This is a genomic window from Paenibacillus turpanensis (assembly GCF_011421635.1).
In the GTDB taxonomy this organism is placed as follows: domain Bacteria; phylum Bacillota; class Bacilli; order Paenibacillales; family YIM-B00363; genus Paenibacillus_AK; species Paenibacillus_AK turpanensis.
The window spans coordinates 18,788-43,334 of sequence record NZ_WTLI01000021.1 but is presented as its reverse complement, the minus strand read 5'-3'; the positions used below and the strand labels follow the sequence as shown (position 1 = coordinate 43,334).

The window sequence follows — 24,547 nt, the reverse complement described above, 5'->3', positions numbered from 1 at the left end:
GAATTCGCCTCCTATATTTGCTTTGTCCGGTGATGTCTTTCTTGATCCGGTTACGTTTTCTTGATCCGTTTATGCTGTTTCGCGGCATATCCCAGCTTCTTCAGTAAGGTAATCGCCGTTTCTTTCTCCTCAGCGGTAACTCCAGCCATTAACGAATCGATTACCGCAGCATGCTCTGGAAAAATCGACTGCAGCAGCTCCTGGCCCTGCGGAGTCATCTCTGCATACGTCACCCGACGGTCTTCCTCACAGGACACCCGCTTCAGATATCCTTTGGCCTCCAGCTTATCGATGGTGTATGTAATGCCGCCGCTTGTAATGAGGATGGCTTCCCCAATTTGCTGCAGCGGGAATCTGCCTTTATGATAAAGCAGCTCCAGCACACTAAATTCCGTGGCCGAAAGCCCGTGCTTTTTCATATCCTTTACCGCACTCTCCATCACGACCTTATATGCTTTGGAAAGCACGACAAAAAGCTTTAACGACAGCTCCTGCTCGCTCATGGTCTACCCCCGAAATTTATCTCAATATTAAATATCTTAAATTTGAGATGATTATAACCTTTTGTCGATTTACATGCAACTGGCAGCTCCCCTTTTTTAACCATAACTGTACCCAAAGTATTTGATATCATCTTCCGAAACATACCAGCATAACCGACTACAGCTCCACACATCCCGCGAAAAAAAGGACAGAGGAGCCTTCCCCCGCCGTGGCTTACTCCTCTGTCCTCTTGAATGAATAAAATAATTGAAGGCTTCTTCATGCTCCTCTTTCCGAAACTGATGCACGTTATTGTTCCTGCTGGGCTTGTCCATGCTTCTTTCGGGAATGGTTCCCTCCTCTTGCCTCTTCGTCTTGACCTGCCCGTCAGACCTCCGACCTCCGCACCGCACTTACCGGTATCCGGATAAAATGCGGCAGCCAACAATCTGACGCTTCTCTGCCGATCGCGTGCCCGTTGATGCAAAAGACGTTGAACCGGGAGCCGTCCGGACCGCAGCAGCCCGACGCTTCCTTTGGCTGCTTCACAGCGTGCCGGTCCAGCGCCCCGATATGGACAATGTACTCTTCCGCGGTAATTTCATTCGCCCCGCCGTAAGGAAGCAGGTTGGCACGGATCAGCTCATGGCCGTACACATAAGCAAAACGCGGCAGCAGGCTTTCCTTCTCTTTCAATACAACATCACGCAGATCGCCCAAATGCCGTAAAATTTGCGACACCATAACGCCGCATTCGGCACATAGAAGCGTCACCCGGTTCACATCCATCGTTCTCCAGGACTGATCGAACGACTCGTTTTCCCGACGGTATATTTCAAGCAGCCGGTCCAGCATTCGGTCGGCGAACTCCTTCACCTTCGCGACATAACCAGTAAGCTCCCGTTCTGGGTATGCGCCGCGATCCCGCCGTTTGGAGAGAGGCTTAATGACCGCATGCAGTTCCGGCTCGCGGCGCAGCTCAAACAGAAAGTCAGCACGGTTGGCCTCCACCCACTGCTCTATATACCCCAGCTCCTCCGCATCGGCCGGCTCAAGAGATTTCATAAATACGCGTACATCCCCGGAGCTTTGCTGAAACGCGCATTCCCGTGCGATTTGCAACGCGGATTCCAGCGCACCCATCATCGCCGTAAACGATGCAGCGCAGCGCAGTAAGCTCTCTTCCGTACGCGGCGTACAAACCGCCTCCATTGCCCCTGCGTAATGCTGCTCCGCGGCAGCTCTTTTATAGGTAATTGCCTCTATTCGATTATGCATAGAAGTCCTTTCCGGTAAGGTCCGAGGGACTTAACCCTCCCATAACCATGTTTTGTTGAATTAACGTATAGACGAAAACAAGCAAAAAATGTTCCACGTCCATTTACACACATGACAAAAAGACGCGAAGGAAATGCCCCTCCGCGCCTTAATTTGACTCTCCAACCCTATTAATACTCGGTATTGTTCGAGGTTGTAATATTGTTTGCGTTCACGCCGATAAACAGCTCCGGTACGTTGTGATAACGAGTGTTCGTCATAGTTACTGTGCTTACGCTGCTGTCGGTTCTAAAAATACATTCATCCATGTTGGAAATATCGCTCTGGTCAATAAACACGTCGACCTTGAAGCTTGTACCGCCGTTTTGGCGAATCAATTTACCGGCATTGTCCGCTTTGAACCCAATGATGTTAAACGTGCTCGCCGCGTTCACTTGGAACACCTTGTCCGACCCATCCTTCGCTGAGCCGCCTTTCACTGTTACCGTGCCGCTAGCCTTGATCGTTAACGCATCCTCGCCAATGTCCTCCCACACGACATTTTCGACCAAGTTGTCGCCGTAGCAGTGCACACCGTCTGCCGCCGGGGCTCCAAGCACAACGTTCTTTAAGGTCGCACCGCGTTCCAGCCGGAAGACCGGCTTCTGTCCTTCGGACTGGCTGCCGTCACCCAGTGTACTTCCTGCAATATATCGTTTACCCTGACCGTCAAAGGTAGTTCCCGCCGCAACGACGATCGTTTCATATACGACCTCGCCGTCCACCGGCGGCTGCTCCGGTGTTGTCGCCCCAGTATAGGAGGTATAATTATTAATGTAGAGCGATTGCTTAGTCGAACCGGTAGTTGCAAAGAAGATTCCGTTTAAGCTGGACACTTCCTTCGTAAACGGCAAATTGCTGGCCTTCTCCTCGCCGTTTAAAGCAATGCTCATCCGATCTGTTGCCGGGTCGGCGGTTATCTTCAGCTTATGCCAGGTATTCGCCTCTAAGCCGGAGGCGATAACCACCTTTGGATTGGATGCGCTTTCATAATAAAGCTCTCTACCCGCATTTCCGACAAAAACATTCACTGCTTTCGTTGACCCGGAACGGATTGCAAATTGCGAGCCTGCTGTCGTGTCCGACGTGTAGAAATCAAACTCATAGGATGCCACGGAAGACTGCGTCGAGAAACTCCGATATGCATTCACATAGGAAGAACTGCTGCCGTCATACAGCAGCATGCTTTTGTCGATCTCATTTGGAAACGCTTCGACCGTAACGGAGGTGCTGGACGAGCTGCTCTTCGACCAATTCTTTGGAGCCGACCCTATCGTATTAAAATCAAATGTATCACTCATAACTTCCGCCGCCGAAGCGGTGCTAACCGCCATTCCGGAAACCGCAGCCGCCAAGGCCAGCATAGATAACAACGACTTCTTGATCATCTTCTTCTTCATCAAAATAGCCTCCTTTTGATTTAAATATGACGAACTCACGGAGTCAGCACTGCTCTTACCCTTGTCACTGCATCACAGGTCACATGAGACGAGAGAAGCTTCTACACACCAGACATTCGTATCTGAATACCCTAACCGTTCATTCACCCCCCCGCAAGCGCGCAAAAAGAAAGCGGATACATAAAAAGGGAACCGATTTCCTAATGCGCGATACTTAGCTGAATTAAACATATATTTCCAGCTACATGTCCATTATAGATTTGCAAAACAATGGGCGTCAATCCTTTTTTCACAAAAAAAGTATTATTCATTAAGCGATTCTAGCCCTTTCTAAGTATTTTACGCGCGTCTATTCTTCGTGATTTTTAGGGCAGAGCATTGTAGATTTAGAAATAGCGCCTTTCTTTCAATCCCCGTCAAAAGCTAATTACTTATATGAAAGAAGGAGAGATCTACAATGTCAGAGCGATTCCATACCTCCCTCTCGGACGAAATAAATCGTCTTCAAGAATTAAATGAGCTTGATATTCTCCACACTTTGCCTGAAGAGTCCTTTGATCGGATCACGCGCATTGTTAGACAGGTGTTTCAGGTTCCGATTTGTGTGATCTCCTTTGTTACGGAGGATAAACAATGGTTCAAGTCCTGCATTGGGCTTCCCGTAGAGCTTGACGCGAGCCGCACTACTGATCGCGATATTTCCTTTTGTCAATATGTTGTCGCTTTCAAAAATAGTTTCGTGGTCCCCGATGCTTTGGAGGACGAGCGTTTTGCAAATAACCCTCTAGTTCAGCAATACGGATTTCGTTTTTATGCAGGAGCCCCTCTTCTGTCCGAAAAGGGCAATGTGCTAGGAAGCCTCTGCTTATACGACTACAAAACGAGAGAGTGGAAAACCGATGACACTACCTTACTATCGGAATTTAGCCGGTGGGTCATGGCGGAATTGGAACTAAGGCATAAAAATCAGCAGCTGAAGCAGACCAACCAAAAGCTTCATACCCTATCGATCTTTGACGGTTTGACCGGAGTTTTTAACCGAAGGCTCTTTGATGAAAAATTAAAATGTGAGTGGGAACGTGCGTTATCAAGCTTGTCGTCCGTTGCTTTGATTCTCATCGATATTGATTGCTTTAAGCAATTTAACGATACGTACGGGCACCTCAACGGGGATGAATGCTTAAAGCTTGTTGCCAAAGCCATTCATTCGGCCTCTTCATTTCCACACCTTCTTGCGGCACGATACGGCGGGGAGGAATTTGCGGTCCTGCTGCCTGGACTTAATATAACAGAGGCTGTCGAAATTGCGGAGCAAATCCGTAGGAAGGTTTATTCTCTACAGATTCCGCATCAAAACTCATCCACGAGCCGGTATGTAACCCTGAGTCTGGGTGTCGCGGCAGACACTCCCTCGAGTAAAGATGGAGCAACCTTATTATTGGAAAAGGCTGACCAAGCACTATACCGGGCCAAAGCCTCAGGGCGGAATCAGACCACGGAATATAAGTAAAAGCCCCCAATAGCAAAAAACACCTCGGTTGAGCCGGCTGGATTACCATCCTTTCCTGCTTACCGAGGTGTTTTCGCTTTTACAATCTTTACTGTTCACGTCGACCTGCGTTGTATTGTAAAGCCCGCCTTGGAAGGCGAGCTTATGTTCTAACATACGGAGGCTGCGACTGCCGAACCTCAAATTACCGGCTTTTCACCAGCAGCTCCACCGCTTCTTGAATCACTTGATCCGGCGAATTGCCCTTTTCCAGCTCCTCTTGAATGCAGTGCTGCAAATTCGATCCGATCACTACGCCGATCGAGCGGTCCACAGCCGTGCGAATCGCCGTCAGCTGTGTCACGACCTGGCGGCAGTCTTCCTCGGACTCCAGCATGCCGATTACCCCGCGAATTTGGCCTTCGATCCGCTTCAATCTATTTTTCAAGGCATTATCGTAGTTCATGGTTTCCCTCTCCTTAGATAAAGAGATTCAATCCGGCATCCTCCGCATCGCCTAAATAGCTGGCTACTCCCGCGTAATCAATACCTTCGATCAGCTCTTCACGTTTGATTCCCATTATATCCATACTCATCGTACATGCAATCAATTTCACTCCGGCAGCAATGGCGCCCTGCATCAGCGATTCTATAGATTCCACATTTTTTTGTTTCATCACATGACGAATCATTTTCGCTCCCATGCCGCCCATATTCATGCGGGACAGCGGCAGCTTGCCAACGCCCTTCGGCATCATCATGCCGAACATGGCCTCAAGTCCGTCCTTAGGCGGAGTCGGCGCATCTTCCTTACGGAGTACGTTCAGGCCCCAGAAGGTGAAAAACATCGTCACCTTTTTGCCCATGGCCGCCGCACCGGACGCAATAATAAAAGCGGCAATCGTTTTATCCAAATCTCCGCTGAATACAACCATCGTCGTCCCATCGCGAGACGGGCTGGCCGCTGCTGCGAGAGCATTGGCGGCGCTGCTCTGCTCCTGATCGCGCCCTTTGCGTATGACCGCCTGGACGATTCCTCCGGAGGTATCCACCTTTTCTACGGTATTGCCCGTTTTCTCCGACCACTTCTGGATATCGGCGGCAAACCCGAAATCGGTGGCGTGAATTTCAATTTGCTGTCCATGCTTTGCTGCCTGCACAGCCTCATACACCTTCTTAATTGGCCCTGGGCACTGCAGCCCGCAGGCGTCAATAAAGATCGGCAGTTGATCCGATGGAAGCTCTGTTTCTGCAGCAGGAAGGGATGCTGCATTCGACGGTTCGTTCGCTGGTTCGGCCAATAGCGTCGTCGGCGCACTTAGAGCTGCCGGGGCTGGAGTCGTCGTCGGAGCGATTGGAGCTGCCGGAGCTGGAGTCCCAGTCCCTCTTTCGTACTCCTGCATCAGGCGGTAGGTTTTATAGCCTCCGTCCACGTTACGCACCTTATAGCCGTGCTGCTTCAAGGTTCTTGCCGCGAGGTAGCCGCGGAGCCCCACCTGACAGGAGACGACGACCTCCCGCTCCTTCGGGATTTCCTTCATGCGCTCACGCAGTGCATTTACAGGGATGCAGATCGATCCGGGGATCGCACCAAGCTCCCGCTCCATTTCGTCCCGAACGTCGATGAGAAGCCCGCCATTTTGCACATACTCGTCCACTTCATGCCACTGGATCGTTTCCACTTGACCTTGCATGATGTTGGAAGCCACATACCCGGCCATATTGACCGGATCCTTTGCCGATGAAAAAGGAGGCGCATACGACAGCTCCAAATCGGCCAGCTCATCCGCTCTTAGCCCCCCGCGCATCGCCGTAGCAATGACATCGATGCGCTTATCCACGCCATCAGCACCCACGGCCTGGGCGCCGTATATCTTACCGCTCGCTTTGTCAAAAATAAGCTTAAGCGAAATGGACGCCGCTCCCGGATAATAACCGGCATGCGATCCCGGGTGAATATGCAGCACCTCATAGGGAATGCCTTGTCTTTGCAGCGATTTTTCATTATTGCCGGTTACTGCGGCCGTGAGCTCAAACACCTTCACGATCGCCGTTCCATAGGCTCCGCGATAAGAAATCGGCATCCCATTGATGTGATCAGCTGCGAGCCGCCCCTGACGGTTCGCTCCCCATGCTAACGGAATATTCGTTTCGAAGCCGAATACACCGTCCTTCACTTCAATCGCATCGCCGATGGCATAAATCGACGGGTCGCTAGTCTGCAGCTGCTCGTTTACTTTAATGGCATTACGCACACCGAGCTCAAGTCCGGCCTCTCGTGCTAATGAAGATTCAGGCTGAACTCCGATCGATAAAATAATCATGTCCGTCGTAAGCTCTTCACCGGATTGCAGTTGAAGCTTTGTACCTTGGTTCGCGATGGCTTGCACACCGTCATTAAAAATAAGCTCCACGCCCTTTTGCCGCATATGCGCCTCAATAGGCCTAGCCATTTCCATATCGAGAGGGCCCAGCACCTGCGGATTCCGCTCAATAAGCGTCACTTCAAGACCGCGGTGGCGCAAATTTTCGGCCATCTCCACCCCGATAAAACCACCGCCGATAATCGTTGCATGCTTTGGTCCGCGTTCATCGACATACTGCTTGATCCGGTCGGTATCCGGAATATTGCGCAGCGTAAACACAGCCTGCGCATCCGACAATCCCGGGATTTCGGGAACAATCGGCTTCGCGCCAGGCGATAGAATCAGCACATCGTACGGCTGCTCGTGAATTTCGCCCGTCTGGACGTTTCGCGCGAGCACCTTTTTCGCTTGGCGATCGATCGCCGTTACTTCGGTTTGAACTCTTACATCAATTTGATGTCTTGCTTTCATCGCCTCAGGCGTCTGAATCAACAGCCTGCTGCGGTCGCTAATCACTTCCCCGATATAATAAGGCAGGCCGCAATTGGCAAACGAAATATGCTCGCCGCGCTCATACATCACAATTTCATCCATTTCGCTTAATCTGCGAAGCCGTGCTGCTGCGGATGCTCCGCCAGCGACGCCGCCGACAATTACAATCGTTCGTTTCATTTGAATTCACTCCTATATTTTAAATTGTCCATTTATTAATCAATCATTTAATACCCCTGCGGGTATAATATACCCCTATGGGTATATAGTTGTCTAGTTAAATATTTTATCCAAAACAAAAAGGCCGCTTTCTCAGGTGATTTCACCGGAAAAAGCAGCCTTTTCGTTCTTGAATCCTGAATTGCTAACCCTGTTGGTGCTTCGAGTTCTTCCTTACTAACGCGTTACTCGTTGATAAAGTTCAGTGCTTTCAGTGTACGCATGAGCATCACTGCCGCCTGAGCCCGCGTTGCCGGCTCGTGTGCGGCAAACTCGGTCGCGCTTGTGCCTTGAATGATGCCAGCCGAGAGCAGCTGCGCCACTGCTTCCTTAGACCACGTCGAGATGCTGGATGCATCGGAGAATTTCTCCAATAGCTGATGACGGGCTTCTACCTCTTGACCGCCAAGCTGCAGCGCTCTGACGATCATCACCGTCATTTGCTCGCGAGTGATTTGCTCATTCGGACGGAACGTTCCGTCTTCGAAGCCGCTGATTAAGCCTGCGTTCTTCGCTGCGCCGACGGCACCGTAGTACCACTGGCCAGCTTCAATATCGCTAAAGCCAATCGCGTCCTGCTCTGTCAGGCCAAGCGCCCGCACTAGAAGTGCGGCAAACTCGGCGCGCGTCACCTGCTTCTCCGGCGCGAACTGCTCCGCAGATACGCCGTTCACGATCAGCTTGCTGGCAAGCGTCTCCACTTCGTTCTTTGCCCAGTGGCTGGACAGATCATCGAACGATTTCGCCTGCTCGTGTTCAATCACGGTGTAAATGCTGTTACCGCGGCGCAGGAATGTCGCTTCATTGCCCTTGAATACGGTTGGCACTGGCGTATACGTCTGCGTTTCCGCATGATACATTACCCCTGCCGCCGTGTTCGGGTCAATTTCGCCATTCAATGGAATCGTCCGCGCTGCGTAAGCAGTAAAGCTGCCGATGTCTTCGGTTTGGCCGTCAGGAGACTGAACCGTTACCGTATAATCCATCAAGTCGGCGGCCAGCTTCGCGCCAAGCTTCGCTGCAGACGCCTCCGCTTGTTCCGCCTGCTCTCCTTGCAGCTTTTGCAGGGTAACCGTGACGGTAAGCTCTTCTTCCGATACGCCCATTTGCTGTGCGTAATCCTGCAAGCCGAGCACCTCGGCCGGCAGACTGTACGTGCCGTTCGCCGTTTCAATGCGAAGCACCGCATCGGCGTTCTTATCCGCCAGCTGCTTTACAACCTTTGCTTCCACGACCACTTTCACCGCCTGTGCCGTGCCTTTCACCGGCACAAGGAATACCTCCGTAGTAGCGGACGCTTGCGTGATGAGGCTCGCCGCTTTGGATGCGTCAATCGTTACGGTAATTGTACCGTTATCGACCTTCTCCTCTGCCGCACCGCTCAGGTCAGCCTGTGCACGGCCGGAACCGTCGTTTGTCGTTCCGCCAGCCGCACCTCCTGTAGCTCCTCCTGCAGCGCCTCCCGATGTACCGCCGCTGCTGGAACCGCCGTCGTTATCATCGTCATCCTCGTCGAATGCTGGGCGAGCGCCATCCGAGCCTGCATTGGCTCTAACGATATTCGGTACATTCGCAGCGCTGTCCATGGCTGGGTACAAGCTTGGCGTCCAAGTGACATCCGTCAACTTTACTGCAGCTGAAATATCTACAGGTGCCCCGTTTAACAGGTTGCCGTGATCCGTCAGCATCGTTCCGTCGCTAACTTGAACGAGTGCGGATGCCTGCGTTCCGGAATCCAGTGCAAAATAGTTATTTTCCGCATAAATCTCCGACTTGTAGCCTACACCCATTGCATAGCTGAACGGATAGCTTGCATGGTTATAGGTTCCCTCATACAGGTTGTTGTACAAGTGTACCTTTCCGTAGCGTACGCGAGGCACCCGCTGAGTCACATTCCGGTAATAGTTATGGTGGAATGTAATGCGCTCCTTGCCTTCATCCGCCGCGTAGCTGTCGCTTCCGCCGACCAGCGTCGTTTTGTCATGGTCATGGAAGTAGTTATAGGAAACGGTGATTAAATCGGATGCGTTCGTAATATCGAGCAATCCGTCATGCTGCTGATAGTGACGACCAAAATATTTATGACTCTTGTTGTCCGGATAATTTCCATCGCTAAACGTATTATGGTCGATCCAAACATGCGTCGCGCCTCTGATCGAGATCGTGTCAAACGCCGAGTTCCAGTTTCCGTAATCGCCATCGGTTGGATCCCATTGCGGGAAGAAATCTCTCGGACTGACAAACTCAATGTTGCGGATAATAACGTTATCCACATTTTGAACCATCAAATTACCGCCGATGATTTTGGCATTGGAATTCGGTAGGCCGACCAGGGTCGTGTTTGAACCGATGTTGATTTTAATATGGTCGCCCTGCTTCTTCGAGGAAGCAGCCCGAGCATTCTCCAGCGGACCGGAAGGAACCTCATCCATTCCCCAAACCGAAGGGTCATAGGCGGCCAAATATTGATCAAAGTCATAACCGTCAGCTTGGAAATATTCCGTTCCAACCGGCTGGTCGTTTTCATCCACGTTCATATCGATGGTGCCATTTACGTAAATAATTTTCGGCGTCGAATTACTTGCGTTCTTCGTGTTGTCTCCGCCCAACGCCTCGATCAGCTCGCTGCGGCTCGATACCGTAAAGATTTGCGCTGCCGCTGCAGTCGATCCGCCAGTTGTGCCTGTGGAGTACGCGCCCCAGCCATCCTTCGATCCCAGCACCTGCTTGCCGATTTCGGAGCTGTCGCTGTTCGTAATCGTGATCGTTACCGGAACCGTTATGCCGCCGAATACAAAGTTCAGCGTCACCTTGCCTACCTCAAACTGCGCAAGGTAAGACTTATGAATCGTAACTACATTTCCATTCAATGTGTAATCGGAGGTGCCAAGTTCGGCTGCCCCATTCGTAATGCTTGTCAGCGAATGTCCGTTGAGCTGAAGCGTGACGTTAATATCCGCTTGATTCGGCTCATACTTGTCGAAGCTGGAGGATGCGACGCTGACCGTCGGCACTGTGTTCTCCATCGGCAGATTCACCGGAACGGATGGGTCCCAGCCGTCGAAAAGCTGCGGAACCGTTACACTCGCCTCCGCTCCGGTAAGCTGCGTCGAAACCTCGCGTGCAGCCGCATTCGCGCCCGGACCGTAGCTGTTGTACTCAAAGAAGAAGCTTTCTTTACAGCTGCCTGCACATGATGTCGACCAGCCGCTTTCCAGGAAATTGTTCGAGTCGATCAAGGTGTTGATAAAGCTTACCCGTGCATAATCCTTCCATGCCCGGCCCAAATCATATGTGCCTTGTGCAGAAGCATCATCTACGATTTGTGAGTTTAGGAACACATAGCCTTTATCCGTAATATTTCGCTGCGCACCTGCGGTAATATGTCCGCCGCCGCCCGTGTGGCTTACAAGCACCAGCTTTACATTTTCCATGACTACAGCAGGAGCTTCACCGAAAATAAAATCGACGTCTCCCTCAATGATGCTGTCACGGAAATAATGACGGCCTTGGCCGGCAGAGTTCGCTCCGTTATACAGTGTATCCTGGTAGCCCTTCAGTCTCACCGATTCAAAAACGGCCTTGTCGGTGCGAAGCAGCAGCGCTACTGCCTGTGCTACGTCTTTACGCGGACCGGAGCTGTTTTCAATCGTAAGATTGGATGCTGTAAAGTGATCCGCGGTCACGGCAACCGATTGGCTCAGGAACGTATTCCCCGTGTGCCCCGGCTTGCCTTGGGTTGCGGAAGTACCGGCATAATCGCCGTAAGTAAGGAGCGTCTGATCCATTCCCGCGCCCACCAAGCTTACATAAGGACGATCAATCGTCAGCTTTTCCTGATACGTTCCAGGCGCAATATAAATGACGATGCGTTCCGTATTGTTCGCAGGAACCGCGTTTACCGCACTCTGTACGGTGTTGAACACTTTGACGCCGTCCGCAGCTGCGTTCGCATCAACCGTAAGCACCTTCGCAGGAAGCGCTGCGACTTCACTTGAGTCCGCGCTTTCACCGCTCGAATTCACCGCGGAGACGGTGTAATAATACGTCGTTCCGTTCGTTACCGATGTATCCGTAAATGTGGTTTCAGCCGTGCTGCCGATCGATGTGTATTGACCGTCTATTTCCACAGCTCTTTTCACATGGTAGGACTCGGCACCTTCCGCCGCTTCCCAAGCCAGCCCTACGCTTCCTTCATGGGCCGTTCCTTTGAGGCCCACTGGACGCGAAGGCGCCCCGGCAGCCGGCTGGTAAGGCTTCGCTTTCAGCTGGTTGGAAATCATGCTGGTTTGCGTACCATCTACCGCAGTGACCACATAGTAATAAGCCTTGCCATTCACTGCTGTCGCATCGGTATAGCCGGTTTCGGCCGTCTCACCGATGACCTCGTAAGGACCGCCGTTCACCACTCCTCTATGAATGGTGTACTTCTCCGCCTTCGACACTGCGGTCCACTGCAGCTCGACCTCGTGATTTGCCGGTTCGGCCGTGACCAGTACCGGAGCAGCTAAAGCCGGAGCCGGCGACACCTTTTCCAGCAGCTTGGAGGAGCCTAGTCCGCCAACGTTGCCCGCAGTCAGTACATAATAGTACTCTACGCCATTCGTTAATTTCGTATCGAGGTAAGAGGTTTCCGTCAGCTTCTCCGACTCGCCCTGCAGCAGCGGCAGGAATGGGCCGTTTGCCGTCGTTCCTCTTTGCAGCGTATAGAAGCTCGCTCCCTCGACAGCATCCCAAGTCAGCGTAAGCTGGCTGTCGCGGATGACGGCCTTAAAGTTTTGAATTTCAGCCGACGGCGGAGGAACATCGTTCGGGAGGGCAGCGGCTTCGTTGGAAGCCTCGCTCTCTCCGTTCGCTCCTACGGCTGTAACTGTGTAATAGTACCACTTATTATTTTCAAGACCTGTCGTATCCAAGTAGCTGTTCGTCGCGACTCCCGCTGCCACTTGCGTGTAAGGCCCTCCGGCCGTTTCGCTGCGGTACACCTTGTAAGAGTCCACGCCGCTTGCCGCATCCCAAGTCAGCTCCACGCGGCGGTCCGCACCTTCTCCAGTTAGATCCTGCGGGGTCGTCACATGCTGCTCATAAACGTACACGTTATCAATGTACATCATGCCCAGCGACGATCCAGCGGTTCTTGCTTGAATGCCGGCAATGTCGGTCACCGGATTGGAGAACTTCACGTTGCCCTGGTACTCGCCGTTCACATATAAGCCAGCCGTATTTGCACCCACATCGGCCACATACTTGATCGTGTACCATTTGTTCCCATCGATTTTTACCGGTGAAGAATTCACATTGTAGGAAAGCGCGAGCTTGCCGCTGCTGTCCACCAGTTCCAGCACGTACGAATCACCGATGACCTTCGGCTGCATAAAATCGAGCTGGGCCGTAATCCCCTTCGCGCCGGACACCGGCGCAAATTTATAAACCATGCTGCCGCGGCGTCCGCTGTTCGCGTTGTCGTTCACCCACAGCACATTCGTCGTGTTTCCTGCAATTTCAGGTGAAATATTGACTGCAGGAGGCGCCTCGTTAGGCACATACCAGCTGTTTGTTCGGGAAGCCTCATCCCGCGTGTTGATGACCGTAATATTGTTAATCTCCGATTGTTCCAAAAGCGAGCTGTATCCCGGCGGAATCACGCCAAGCTCTCTGCTTTCAAAATCATCGTACAAAATATAAGCCTTCGGCATGCCAGAAACCGCGCTGGAGTCTGCGCTTTCCCCTACCGTGTTTACCGCGCTGACAACATAGGTGTATGTCGTGCCGTTGGTCACATCCGTATCGACGTAGCTTGTGCTTGTCACATGGGAAGCGACAACGGTGTAAGCATCACTCCCCGAAGCTTTGCGCTTCACATGGTAAGAGTCGGCTTCGTTGGCACTGCTCCAAACGATTTTCATTTTTCCGTCTTCCGCATACGCCTTCACATCCGTCGGAACGGACGGCAGAATGGCCGCAGCCGGCTTCGCACTGACTTCCACGGAAGGCGCGCTTTCTCCGGAGTAATCGGAAGCGGTTACAACATAATAATAGGATGTTCCGTTCGTGACCTCTGTATCGGTATACGTAACCGTCTTCACGCTCGGATCAACCGCCAGCTTTTCTGCGATTGCCGTATACGCACCGCCAGCATTCAAGCTGCGCTTTACGTTGTAATACGTTGCGCCGGTTACCGTATTCCAGGATACATCCACCTTTGCATTGCCAGGAAACGCTTCTACGCCGGCCGGCGTTGAAATGGCCGGGACCGATGGGCGGAAGTAGCTTGGCGTCGTGGTCAGCTCCGACACTGGCGTCGTCATCGAGCTTGTGTACGCGTTCACCAGCGTTACCTGATCGAACGTCGCTGTGGCTGCCTTACCGACCGCCAAACCGACATACATGGTGGTATCCGCAGTAACAATGCCCGGATCCTGAATCGACTTGCCGTTGATCTTCGTCCATGTAATGTTCGTTCCGTCCGATGTGCCTAAATCATAATACACATCTGCTTTTCCTGCGGAATTCCACTGCTTACGCATCCGCATATACTCGGGAACCGTTCCCGCCTCGTAGCTTGTCGAATAGCCCGAATTCCCTGCTGAGCCCCCGGTTACGGATTTCGTGGTGACATATGGCTGATACTTGTTGCCCGTCCCATATAAATATCCGTACAAGAAGGAGCTTCCTTCATTTAGCGTGCTGCGCAGCAAAATCCCTGCCTGTGCTCCGCTCGCATAGGGAAATGAATCCAGCCTTGCGATTAATGTAAAATTCCCGTTGATCGGCGTGTAAGCATATTGAAACTGCTCCGCCGTCGCGGATTGATTGGTGATACCCGCTCCCGATGTTTGCAGCGTAAAGACTCCCGTATCGCTGTCAAACACGGTAGAGCCGCCGCTCCCGTTATACTCGATATTATGCCAGCCCTCCGGCAGCCCGGATGAGGCCTGTACAACCGGCGTCCCCAGTAAAGGAGCATAAGATGCCAGCAGCAGCAGGCACAATGCAATGCGTAACGCTTTCATCATCGTGTCTTCTTCCCCCTAACCCATGTCGATAATGGAATTTGCACACGTGTGTGCAACCACTACCCATTATGTAGGGAGCTTGCGGCTGCCGCTATAATCATCTCTTTTGATCTATCGTGATACCCCCGACCGCTGAAATCTCGAGCATAGGATTTTCCACTTTTCCTCACCTTTATAAAAAAGAGCGCCACGCCGCCGTGACACCCCTTCTAAAGCCAAATTATCGATAATCCGCAGGGTTCCAATGAAATGACACTTTACGCCTGCTTAGTTCCGCTTCGCCTCTTGATAGGCCTCGTTCATTTCCGCGATCATCTGATCGCCGCCGCTTGCCCGCCATTTTTCCACCTGTCGGGTAAACCCTTCTTCATCAATCGTTCCTAAAATAAAATGATACGTCGCCTCGGTGATGATCGCCCCAAGCTCCGCTCCCTTCTCCGCCCGTGTCGGCGGGTTGAGTCCGGCAGCCGGATCATGGACAACGATCATTTGATTATCGGCAATCAACCGAATAATTTTTTGCTGCATCTCGTTAATGCTGCCCTGCTTCAAATATCGGATATCAAATGTACGGAAAGCCGTATTGTAATCTTCCGTCTCCTGCTCGCGCAGCTCGCGCGTATCGGGAGTTACCTTCGCCGCTCCGTCCGGTGTTCGAACATAATGCCGCCCTTCGATCCCGTAAGTAATTAAGTTGTTCATATCCTCCGTCAGCAGCTGGTCAAAAAACCAGAGAACACTGCGCAGCTCCTCTTCCGTTTTGATGCTTGTCTTGGGAAAAAGGTACAGCCCGCCCAAGCCGGTGCCTCCCCAAATATGGTCGCCCGTCGGTCCGCTGATCCGGTTCAAAATATCAACCTCTGCATTCGGATGAAGCTTCTTGATCCGTTCGATCGTGGAGCTTGCCAGCAGGTTTGAAATCATCATTCCCGCTTCGCCTGCCGCAAAACGCTCCTCCTGCTGGATTTTGCTGATCACGGAGAAGTCCGGGTTAATGAGCTTTTCATTATAAAGCCGCTTCATGAATTTCATTGCTTCGCGATATTCCGGGGTCATGAAGTCGGGCACGAGGGCCCCGTCCTGCAACCCCCAATTGTTTGGGGTACCAAAATAGGAGGCGATATTTTTAAAAGCGCCGTAAACCAAATCGTTGCGGTCCACCAAGCCGTACGTATCGTGCTTTCCGTTGCGATCGGGATCCTCATACGTGAACGCTTTCAAAACACGGTATAGATCCTCAATCGTTTTCGGCTCCTGCAGGCCAAGATTCAGCAGCCAGTCCTTCCGGTACTGAATGCCCTGCCGGGACATCGGCAGCTCCCAATACAAGCCGTAATACTTCCCGAAGTAGGCTCCATTGTCCATAATCGTGCGATTCATAAATTTGCTGATATGCGGGAATTCCTTCAAATAGGGCCCGATTTCCCAGAACAACCCGGAGCGAACCGCATTGACAATCGTCGGCTTGCCCAAGTCAACGGATTTGACTTGAATCACCTTCGGCAGCCTACCGGCAGCAAACGACGACATCTGCTTATCGGAGTACACATTATCGGGAACCCAGTTCAAGGTCAGCTGCGTCCCCGTTTTCTCCTCTAACGTACGCTCGATTAGATCGGACGGGGGCTGCTCACTGTAGAGGATGAGCATCATGGAAATGTCCTTCGCCGCGTCCGACGATTGATTCGTCTTCGGCTCCTGAGCTGGTGCCTTACTGCTCTCACTTACACAGCCAGCGGAAACCAGCGCCGCAGCGACAACAAGACTTAAGAGTGTGGCACCTCTCCTGCTGACAGAAGCCGGTTCCGTCACCGCTCGCCCTGCTCGGCCGGCCCTCCATCTCTCATCGGGTTTGCTTTTCACGCTGTAGAAGCGCAAGCCGCCCCAACCTAACAGGCCTCTACCCTTATTCCCACGACCCCCCGCGATCTCCCTTTTCGCCTGATGTACGCTGTTCATGCTACTCCCCCTCTGCCGTCGATGTACCGTCGCGCTGCTCTCCCGTTTGAAGCTCGCGGTATTTGCCAGGCGGAACGCCTTCCTGCTTCCGAAAAGAACGAATAAAATTTTGCGGATTGTTATAACGCAGCCTCTCGGATATTTCTTTGACGGACATGTCCGTCTCGACGAGCCATTTCTTCGCTACCTGAAGGCGGTGCTGGGCAAGATACGTACTGAACGGAACATTCATGCTTTTTCGGAATACCGTGCTCAAATAGCTAGGGTTATAATGCAGCCGTTCCGCGCACAGCTCGATCGACAAATCCGTTTCAAATTCATTGTGGATAATCTGAACCAGCTCTCGCGACACTTGCAAATGGCGGTTTTCCGTCCGTTCCTCGATCCCGGCAAGAATCGGCTCAACCAGCATTTGCAGCAGCCAGCGTTCCCCGTCCGACCCGATATCCAGCTGAAAGAGCTCGTCAAATAATGACTGCTGCCGGCTCATCGTAAGCGCCTGAACTTCATAGCTGTGTGCGACATTCAGTAAATTCATCAGCAGCCGGACCGCGTGAAACTGCTGATCATGGGGACTGCTCGCGTTGCTGCTGATCTCCCCGACGAACTGCCCTACCAGCAGCTCTGTACGTTCTTTATCCACCAGCTTGATCGCGTCGATCAGCTCCGTTTGCAGTGCAATCGGATAAGCATACTGCAGCGTATGGTTTTCGCCCAAATCGGCAAAATCAAGAATCGTCTGCCCGCCAAAGCGCTTCTGGGCGCGCAGCGCTTCCAGCGACTCCTCGTACGCCCTTGGAATCTCCGTAAGCTTCCGATACGTCAAGCTGACGCCGATGTATACCGGGATCCCTAGGTATTCGTCAACCTTGTCCTGAACCCGCTTCGCCAAGGAAAACAGCTCCTGACGAAACGGCTCCGCTCCGTCCGAATCCGACGTCACCACCGTTACCTGTGTCCGGCTGATGAGAATGGGCTGCAGCCGCTTTTCCTCGGGCAGCAGCTCCGCAATCATATTATTCACGGCGAACATGAGCAGATCGTAATCCTTCGACTCAAATCGTGTATTCTCCAGCTCAATTCGGGCGGACATGACCCCAAAGGAACGAAAATCGTGACGCATATCGAACGTATCCAAGCCTTCGACGATTTCCTCTTCCTTGATGCCGCCGAGCACCATTTTGATCATAAAAAAGGTTTTCAGCTGTTCCAAATGCCCGTGAAGCTGATGCTTCAGCTCCCGCTGGGTACGGAACAGGGTATTTACCTTCTCGCCGATGGCCGAAAGCTCGTCGCCCCCTCGTACCGGCGGCTGCCCTTCCGCGGTTCCCACCACGTCCCGGTACAGTAAATCGATCGGCCGGTACATTCGTTTCGACCACATCCATGACAGCACAATAAACAGCGCCAGCAGCGCCAAGCAAATCCACAGCGTGTACCAGCCGATCCCATGCGACTGCTCATTTAAATGCGCCTGCGGAATCACCGAAATATACGTCCAGCCGTTGTAATCGGACTTGCGGTACGTCACGATGTGCTCCTGCCCATCCAGCGCAAGCGACAGCTGACTGGCCGGAGCACTACGCATCGCCAGTGACTGGCCGATGGTTTCTGTGTCGCGAATAGCGAGCCCCTGCGTCCAAACCTGCTGCTGCCGATCATCCAAAATAAGCAAGGCTTCCTGGCTTGCATCGAACGAAAGCTTTTCGCCCAGCGTGCAGGCCGGGATCGTAATTACCGCCAGCCCGATCGGCTGAAAGGCGGTTAACGGAAGCTTCTTAATCAGCTGCAGCTGTTGGGCGCAGCCTCCTGTATTCGCGCCTTCAGCGTAGCGTGTGGCTGTCCCTGCGGCCCTTCCCGTGCCTGGTATTGCTTGGCCGCTTTCTTCAGCCCCCGACCTGACGTCTTCCTCCCGGCCCGGACCGGCCGCAGCACCCGCTTCCCCAAGCGAACCCGACTGATCGGGAAGAGTCTCGTCTTCTTCAGACACACGGATCTCCCAATGCGAAACCGCAGGATCCTGCATAAAATCAGCGTAGGTCCGGGTTAGCTCAGCATCGTCCAAACGGTACAGCCCGCGATTGTCCATCATCCATTGGCCCGCAGTGCTGAGCAGCGTAATATCCGAAATGCCCGTGTCCAGCCGCTGCAAAAAATTCAGCTCCGATTTCAGCTGATTGACAAGTGTAAATTGCGTTGGATGTAAGGGCTCGTTTAAGGCCGACCGCACCATATGCGAGCTCAAAAAATGCGTAGCCGACTGGTCAACGGTTTTTAGCACCTGCTCAATATTCGTCTGAATTTGAGCGAGGCTGAGCGCCTTTTGCGCATTTACATTATTTTGAACAACGCCCGATGAATGCGCATACGAAAATATCCCCAGTAAAATAACCGGTAACGAAGTGATGGCAAAACAAAACATAACGAGCCTGACATAGTATGAAATCGAACGCCCCTTCACTCGTTTCCCCTCCGTGCAACTCGTGATCGTTCTATTATTCTAGCACAAAACGAATTTCGAAGAGAGCGTTACGCTTCATGACGTAAAAAAGTGAAGGCGGGATGATGAAAGATTTGTGGCTCACCTCTGTCCACCAGGACATAACACCTGGTACTAAAAAAAGTTGGTACTTTTATGAAATCGGAACATCAGTAAAATAAAAAGTAGCTAAAGCGACACCATAACAAGTTTTCAGGAGGCTGAACGCATATGAATATGATTCCACAACAATACCAAAGAAGAAACACCCCGGCTTTTACCGCTGTCTCTTATTTTGCCTTAGCAGCAGGACTATTCTTATTCGGCATTGGCGTTTATAATGCCGATTGGCAGCTCAACGTCAAAGGGTACTACATCCTTTGTGTCGTTCTCATCACGATGGGCTGTATCGTGGTTCAGAAGGTTGCCCGCGACAACACGGAAGACAAATTTTTGCGCCAGGATAACCCGAAGCATAAAATGCGCAACACGGCGGCCTTTACTGGCATGTCCTACCTTGGCTTGTTTATCGGCTACGCGATGTTTTTCATCGGGCTGTACAATGCCCCGTTCGAGCTTAACATCAAAGGATACTACATCGCCGTGGTTCTGCTCATTTCCTACAGCGCGATCGGCGTACAGAAAGTAATCCGCGACAACACGGAAGACAAAGAAATCATTGGCGAAATCGAATACCAGCGTAATCCGCAAGCGTATACCGCAGCAAAAGAACCCGAGCAGGTAAAATAAATCGGCTAACTTCAACACGATACAAAAGAAAAAACACAAGCGCGCTCAAGAAATCCGAACGCAGCTTGTGTTTTTTGGCTATAGGGCGGTTAAGGCTCCTCCGATTGCCCCTAGAAGCACCACAATCCATGGCGGCAGCTTCCAAAAGACGAGTGCAATAAACAATACGGAGACCAGCACAAAATCAACCGATGACAAAATCGTATTAGTCCAGATGGGATCGTAGAGCGCAGCGAGCAATATTCCTACAACAGCTGCGTTAACGCCAACCAACGCGCCTTGAATGTTCGGATGCCTGCGGAGGCTGTCCCAGAACGGCAGTGTGCCGATGACAAGAAGAAACGCAGGCAGGAAAATCGCAGCGGTCGCAGCCAATGCGCCCGTCCATCCGTGCATGACAGCACCAAGGTACGCAGCAAAGGTGAAAAGCGGACCGGGCACCGCCTGCGCGGCTCCATATCCGGCTAGAAAAGTCTCCTCTGTTACCCACCCTGTCGGGACAAGCTCTCTTTCGAGCAGCGGCAGCACGACATGCCCTCCGCCGAAAACGAGCGAGCCGGAGCGGTAAAAGCTGTCAAACATCGAAAGCCAGCCCGATGAAGCCCAGCCGCTTGCTATCGGAAGCAGAACCAACAGCGTAAAGAACAGGATGAGGCTAATCACAGCGGCGGACTTAGATACCGGCACATGAATAGCAGGCGTGCTTGCAGCCTTTGCTTGCTTGTACATCAATAACCCAAGCATTCCGGCGGCCGCGATGATGACCACTTGAGTCAGCGCCGTTTGCCAGAGCAATGCTGTGGCTGCGGAAACGATCGCGATCGTCACCCGGTTTCTATCCGGAGTGAGCTTCTGCCCCATCCCCCACACGGCATGGGCCACGATCGCGACGGCGACCACCTTTAAGCCGTGAAGCCAGCCCGTATGCCCAACGTCAAAACCCTGCACGAACAAGGCGAACAGCACTAAGGCGATAAAGGAGGGCAGGGTGAAGCCGAGGAAGGCAAATAAGCCCCCTAATAAACCTGCGCGCATCATCCCGATACCGATTCCCACTTGACTGCTGGCCGGTCCGGGGAGAAATTGGCATAGCGCCACCAAATCGGCGTAAGTGCGCTCATCCAGCCACTGTCTTTTTTTAACGTACTCATTATGAAAATATCCGAGGTGTGCGACCGGTCCTCCAAACGAAGTGAAGCCCAGCTTGGCGGAAACGCCCAACACCTCCCAAAGGCGTCGTCCACGGGACGGGACCTTACTCTCTATGTTCACAGCTTCCTCTCCTCCGATTACACCATCATTTATGTACCGAATGGGATTTTTCCCCATTTGAGCATACTACAGCGTAGATATGGATGCGAGATTTTTTTGCGTGCAAGGAGGAAGATTCCGGATGGTACTTTGCAAGGGCAAAGAAAGTCACTTTAGACGATTTACAGAGCTTTCTTGAGGGACGACGAACATACTAACAGTTAAGCTACCTTCGATCTTTCCGGGCTCACGCCGCATTTTGGAGTAAGATACGTGTCGCAAAAATACATAACCGCATCGATCGATAATAAATTATTCAGCCGAAATACGTGAACTCTCCCGTCCTGTGTTTTTACAACCAAGTCCTCCGAGACAAATAAATTGCGGAAGTGCCGGCCCACTAACATATGTTTGATTTCAGAAGCTCGAACGTTAACTCCTTTTCTCCCAGCAAGATACTCCCCGTCGTATTCCAGGAGAACCCTGCCCCCTAGAATACTTAGTACGAGCTTAACTGCAATCGGGCCGAAAAAAAGAACTCCTACGGTGCCGATTAGGATTCCAGTTAAAGCCCGGAAGAAGGAAGACTCGGCTGCGATATATAAGCAAAAAAATGAAGCGCCCAAGAGAAGGGCCATTGCGAACACCATACAGCCCGCCCCGTAGTTCGTGTATTCCATTTTGGCTCCTTGCGGGGTAGGTTTAATCGTGGCTTTGTAGATATCCGGTATTTCATTATCGTTCATATTGTTTCCTCCAATCCTTAGGACAAGCGCCCCGTTGCATCCATATTTCAGCTTGTAATGTAGTACCTATTCCTCAACAAACAGGGATATTCCTCCATAGCCCCCTCATTCTCCCTTTACGACGGCTCCCGCCTTGTAAGGCACATTTGCCCTCGGTTACACTTCTTTAGGTAGACGGCTGTACACTCTGCTTCTTCTGTCGATTTTGCAATGAAAAAGGTTCAGTACCGGCTCAGTCCTCTTTCAGCAAACCTTCAGCTATAGACGTTATACTAACAACAAGAACATGTACGGAGGAATCCTAATGAACCACGAAAAAAACGTCCGCATTTTATTAGTCGACGACGAACCGCATATTTTACAATTTCTTGAAATGGGACTCGCGGGCGAGGGCTATCAGGTACGAACCGCTCCCGACGGGATGACCGCGATTACGGTCGCTACGGATTTTCAGCCGCATGTCGTGGTGCTTGATGTCATGATGCCGGGAATGGATGGCTTTGAAACGTGCCGCCTATTAAAGAAAAAAACGACGAATGTTTCTATTATCATGCTGACTGCGAAGGACGAGGTTGAGGATCGGGTAAAAGGACTCAAGCTCGGGGCCGACGATTATTTAGTAAAGCCCTTCAGCTTTGATGAGCTGCTCGCCCGCATTGAGGCAAGGGTTCGCAATCAGTTCCCCGCCTTGTACGGCGAGGTTGTACTCGGCCCGTTCCGGCTGGACGATCGGCGCAGAGAAATTATGCATTTGAATACAATTTTGGAGTTATCCCCAACGGAATACGAGCTGCTGCACTATCTGATCATTAATCACGGCATTGTACTCAGCAAAGCTAGAATTTTGGATGCTGTGTGGGGCTACGATTTTGGAGGAGAGGAAAATATTGTGGAGGTGTACATCCGTTCCTTACGTGAAAAGCTTGGCGACAAAGAGCATAAGCTGATCCGCACTCTTCGCGGCGCGGGATACCGGATGGACTTGTCATGAAGCGGCTTCGGGCGGCCTTCGCTTATTGGCTCACCCCCCGCTCGCTGCGCTTTCAGCTGCTCGCCAGATCCTTGCTGATTGTCGCCGTGCTGCTGATGCTGATCGGCTTTTTGCAGTATGTATTTATGAAAGACTTTCTGTACCGCAATGAAGCGGATAAGCTTTCATTGAACGCAAAGTTTCCACCTATGGAAATGATGGAAGAGGCCGGGCTGAGCTTCGGACCCGACCGGAGATCGGATAACAACGAAGGACCCGGAGGCGGCAATAAAAATCGCGGGCCCTTCTTGGTGCTCGATGACACCTCGCTTGCCTTCATTTCGAAGGACGGCACCTTTAACGATATTACCGGCGCGAATAACGGCACGGCATCCCCCCGGCTTTCCGCCGCAGAATACACCGATATTTTAGCACAGCCGCGGTCTCCCGGACGTGGTTCGGGGGTAACCTACCGGGTCGTCTCAAACGCGCAGGGTATCGAGCAATTGGTTGTATTCCGCCATAACGGAGGGCCGGGCGGATTAAACGGAGTAATCCAATTTGGAACACCGACCGCTCCCCTGAAAGCGGTTGTCCTGCAGCAGCTGGTCATTTTCATCGCGCTGTCCGTTGTAGCTTTGGCGTGCGGCTTGGCGCTGAATTTGCCTGTGCTGCGAAAAACGCTAAGGCCATTGCAGCACATGGTGAAGACCGTGGAGAAAACGAATGCCGGCAATCTAGACGAGCGAATTCCCACCGGGCAAGGCCAAGAGGAAATCGACCGATTGGCCGAATCCTTCAACAGTATGCTGGGACGCCTCGCCGAATCGTTCGAGGCCGAGCGGGAAGCGAAAAATCAAATGAAGCGATTTATCGCCGACGCTTCCCATGAGCTGCGGACGCCGCTCACCTCGATCCACGGGTTTCTCGAGGTACTGCTTCGCGGCGCAGCCGATAAACGGGAGCAGCTGTATATGGCGCTGAACAGCATGCATGGGGAATCGACCCGGATTAAGCGGCTGGTCGAGGATCTACTGATGCTCGCGAAGCTGGACAATGCTCCCGGCTTATCCATTCGTCCCGTTCACCTGAATGAGCTGATCAGTGAAATGGAGCCGCACCTGCGAATGCTTGCCGGCAGCCGTACGCTGGTCTTGGATCGGAATGCGGGAACGGATTTGGTGGCGGAAGTGGACCCGGATAAGATGAAGCAAATCATATTGAACCTTTATCACAACGCAGTGCAGCATACCGATCCCGAGCGGGGCGTGCTGTCCATCCGCGTACGCGAAGACAGCGGGCAGGCCTTCATCGAAGTCGGGGACAATGGCCCGGGAATCGAGGAGGTCCATCTCCCGCATTTGTTTGAGCGATTCTATCGCAGCGATTTTTCCCGAACCCGGAAGCAGGGCGGCTCCGGGCTCGGACTCTCGATCTCGAAATCGCTCGCCGAGGCCCACGGCGGCGATATCGAGGTGGTCAGCAAGGTTGGCGCCGGCAGTACGTTTACGCTGCGCCTTCCCTTACGCAGCAGCCTCGTCGGCTAGCGCGGCCCCTGCTGATGGGCGGTTGCACCGCTCGCAGCACAAGCATATATAGAATTTCCGGCT

General features: G+C 52.3%; 14 protein-coding genes. 4 read left to right on the top strand and 10 right to left on the bottom strand.

The features are described from left to right. Positions 1-50: 50 nt before the first annotated feature. The 3 genes from GQS10_RS18110 to GQS10_RS18100 form a co-directional block, all read right to left on the bottom strand. A complete protein-coding gene (locus GQS10_RS18110; protein ID WP_166244836.1) occupies positions 51-503 on the bottom strand; it encodes a MarR family winged helix-turn-helix transcriptional regulator in 453 nt (150 codons plus the stop codon). 367 nt (positions 504-870) lie between these two features. Continuing rightward, positions 871-1,761 carry a hypothetical protein gene (locus tag GQS10_RS18105; RefSeq protein ID WP_166244834.1) on the bottom strand — a complete coding sequence of 297 codons (891 nt, stop codon included), beginning with the start codon at positions 1,759-1,761 and terminating at the stop codon, positions 871-873. A gap of 170 nt (positions 1,762-1,931) precedes the next feature. After that, on the bottom strand, positions 1,932-2,576 hold the full coding sequence (locus GQS10_RS18100) for a pectate lyase (protein WP_341805097.1): 645 nt from the start codon (positions 2,574-2,576) through the stop codon (positions 1,932-1,934). A 1,081-nt stretch (positions 2,577-3,657) separates the two neighbouring features. Here GQS10_RS18100 and GQS10_RS18095 point away from each other — a divergent pair. After that, positions 3,658-4,710 carry a diguanylate cyclase domain-containing protein gene (locus tag GQS10_RS18095; RefSeq protein ID WP_166244831.1) on the top strand — a complete coding sequence of 351 codons (1,053 nt, stop codon included), beginning with the start codon at positions 3,658-3,660 and terminating at the stop codon, positions 4,708-4,710. 184 nt (positions 4,711-4,894) lie between these two features. Here GQS10_RS18095 and GQS10_RS18090 read toward each other — a convergent pair whose 3' ends face one another. From GQS10_RS18090 to GQS10_RS23715, 5 genes are all read right to left on the bottom strand, one after another. After that, on the bottom strand, positions 4,895-5,155 hold the full coding sequence (locus GQS10_RS18090) for a metal-sensitive transcriptional regulator (RefSeq protein ID WP_166244820.1): 261 nt from the start codon (positions 5,153-5,155) through the stop codon (positions 4,895-4,897). Between the two features lie 13 nt (positions 5,156-5,168). Then, positions 5,169-7,727, bottom strand: a complete 2,559-nt coding sequence (locus tag GQS10_RS18085; RefSeq protein WP_166244818.1) for a CoA-disulfide reductase — start codon at positions 7,725-7,727, stop codon at positions 5,169-5,171. 224 nt (positions 7,728-7,951) lie between these two features. Beyond that, positions 7,952-14,782, bottom strand: coding sequence for a pectinesterase family protein (locus tag GQS10_RS23565; protein WP_166244816.1), 6,831 nt, complete (start codon positions 14,780-14,782; stop codon positions 7,952-7,954). A gap of 267 nt (positions 14,783-15,049) precedes the next feature. Next, positions 15,050-16,741 (bottom strand): extracellular solute-binding protein, encoded by a 1,692-nt coding sequence (locus GQS10_RS18075; protein WP_166244814.1) that lies wholly within the window; start codon positions 16,739-16,741, stop codon positions 15,050-15,052. Position 16,742: 1 nt separating this feature from the next. Continuing rightward, positions 16,743-19,202: a helix-turn-helix domain-containing protein gene (locus tag GQS10_RS23715; RefSeq protein ID WP_166244812.1), complete on the bottom strand. Its 2,460-nt coding sequence runs from the start codon at positions 19,200-19,202 to the stop codon at positions 16,743-16,745. A 249-nt stretch (positions 19,203-19,451) separates the two neighbouring features. Between GQS10_RS23715 and GQS10_RS18065 the strand changes: the two genes are divergently transcribed. Then, complete coding sequence (locus GQS10_RS18065) at positions 19,452-19,970, top strand: YiaA/YiaB family inner membrane protein (RefSeq protein ID WP_243735253.1); 519 nt, start codon at positions 19,452-19,454, stop codon at positions 19,968-19,970. A 78-nt stretch (positions 19,971-20,048) separates the two neighbouring features. Here GQS10_RS18065 and GQS10_RS18060 read toward each other — a convergent pair whose 3' ends face one another. Further along, a complete protein-coding gene (locus tag GQS10_RS18060; RefSeq protein WP_424991803.1) occupies positions 20,049-21,242 on the bottom strand; it encodes a chromate transporter in 1,194 nt (397 codons plus the stop codon). Between the two features lie 200 nt (positions 21,243-21,442). Beyond that, the gene (locus GQS10_RS18055; RefSeq protein ID WP_166244808.1) at positions 21,443-21,967 is read right to left on the bottom strand and encodes a DUF5381 family protein; all 525 of its coding nucleotides are present in this window, start codon (positions 21,965-21,967) and stop codon (positions 21,443-21,445) included. Between the two features lie 304 nt (positions 21,968-22,271). On the opposite strand from GQS10_RS18055, the gene GQS10_RS18050 reads away from it, so the two are divergent. Beyond that, positions 22,272-22,958: a response regulator transcription factor gene (locus GQS10_RS18050; RefSeq protein ID WP_166244806.1), complete on the top strand. Its 687-nt coding sequence runs from the start codon at positions 22,272-22,274 to the stop codon at positions 22,956-22,958. Continuing rightward, on the top strand, positions 22,955-24,484 hold the full coding sequence (locus GQS10_RS18045) for a sensor histidine kinase (RefSeq protein WP_166244804.1): 1,530 nt from the start codon (positions 22,955-22,957) through the stop codon (positions 24,482-24,484). The genes GQS10_RS18050 and GQS10_RS18045 overlap by 4 nt, the downstream gene beginning before the upstream one ends. Positions 24,485-24,547 lie beyond the last annotated feature (63 nt).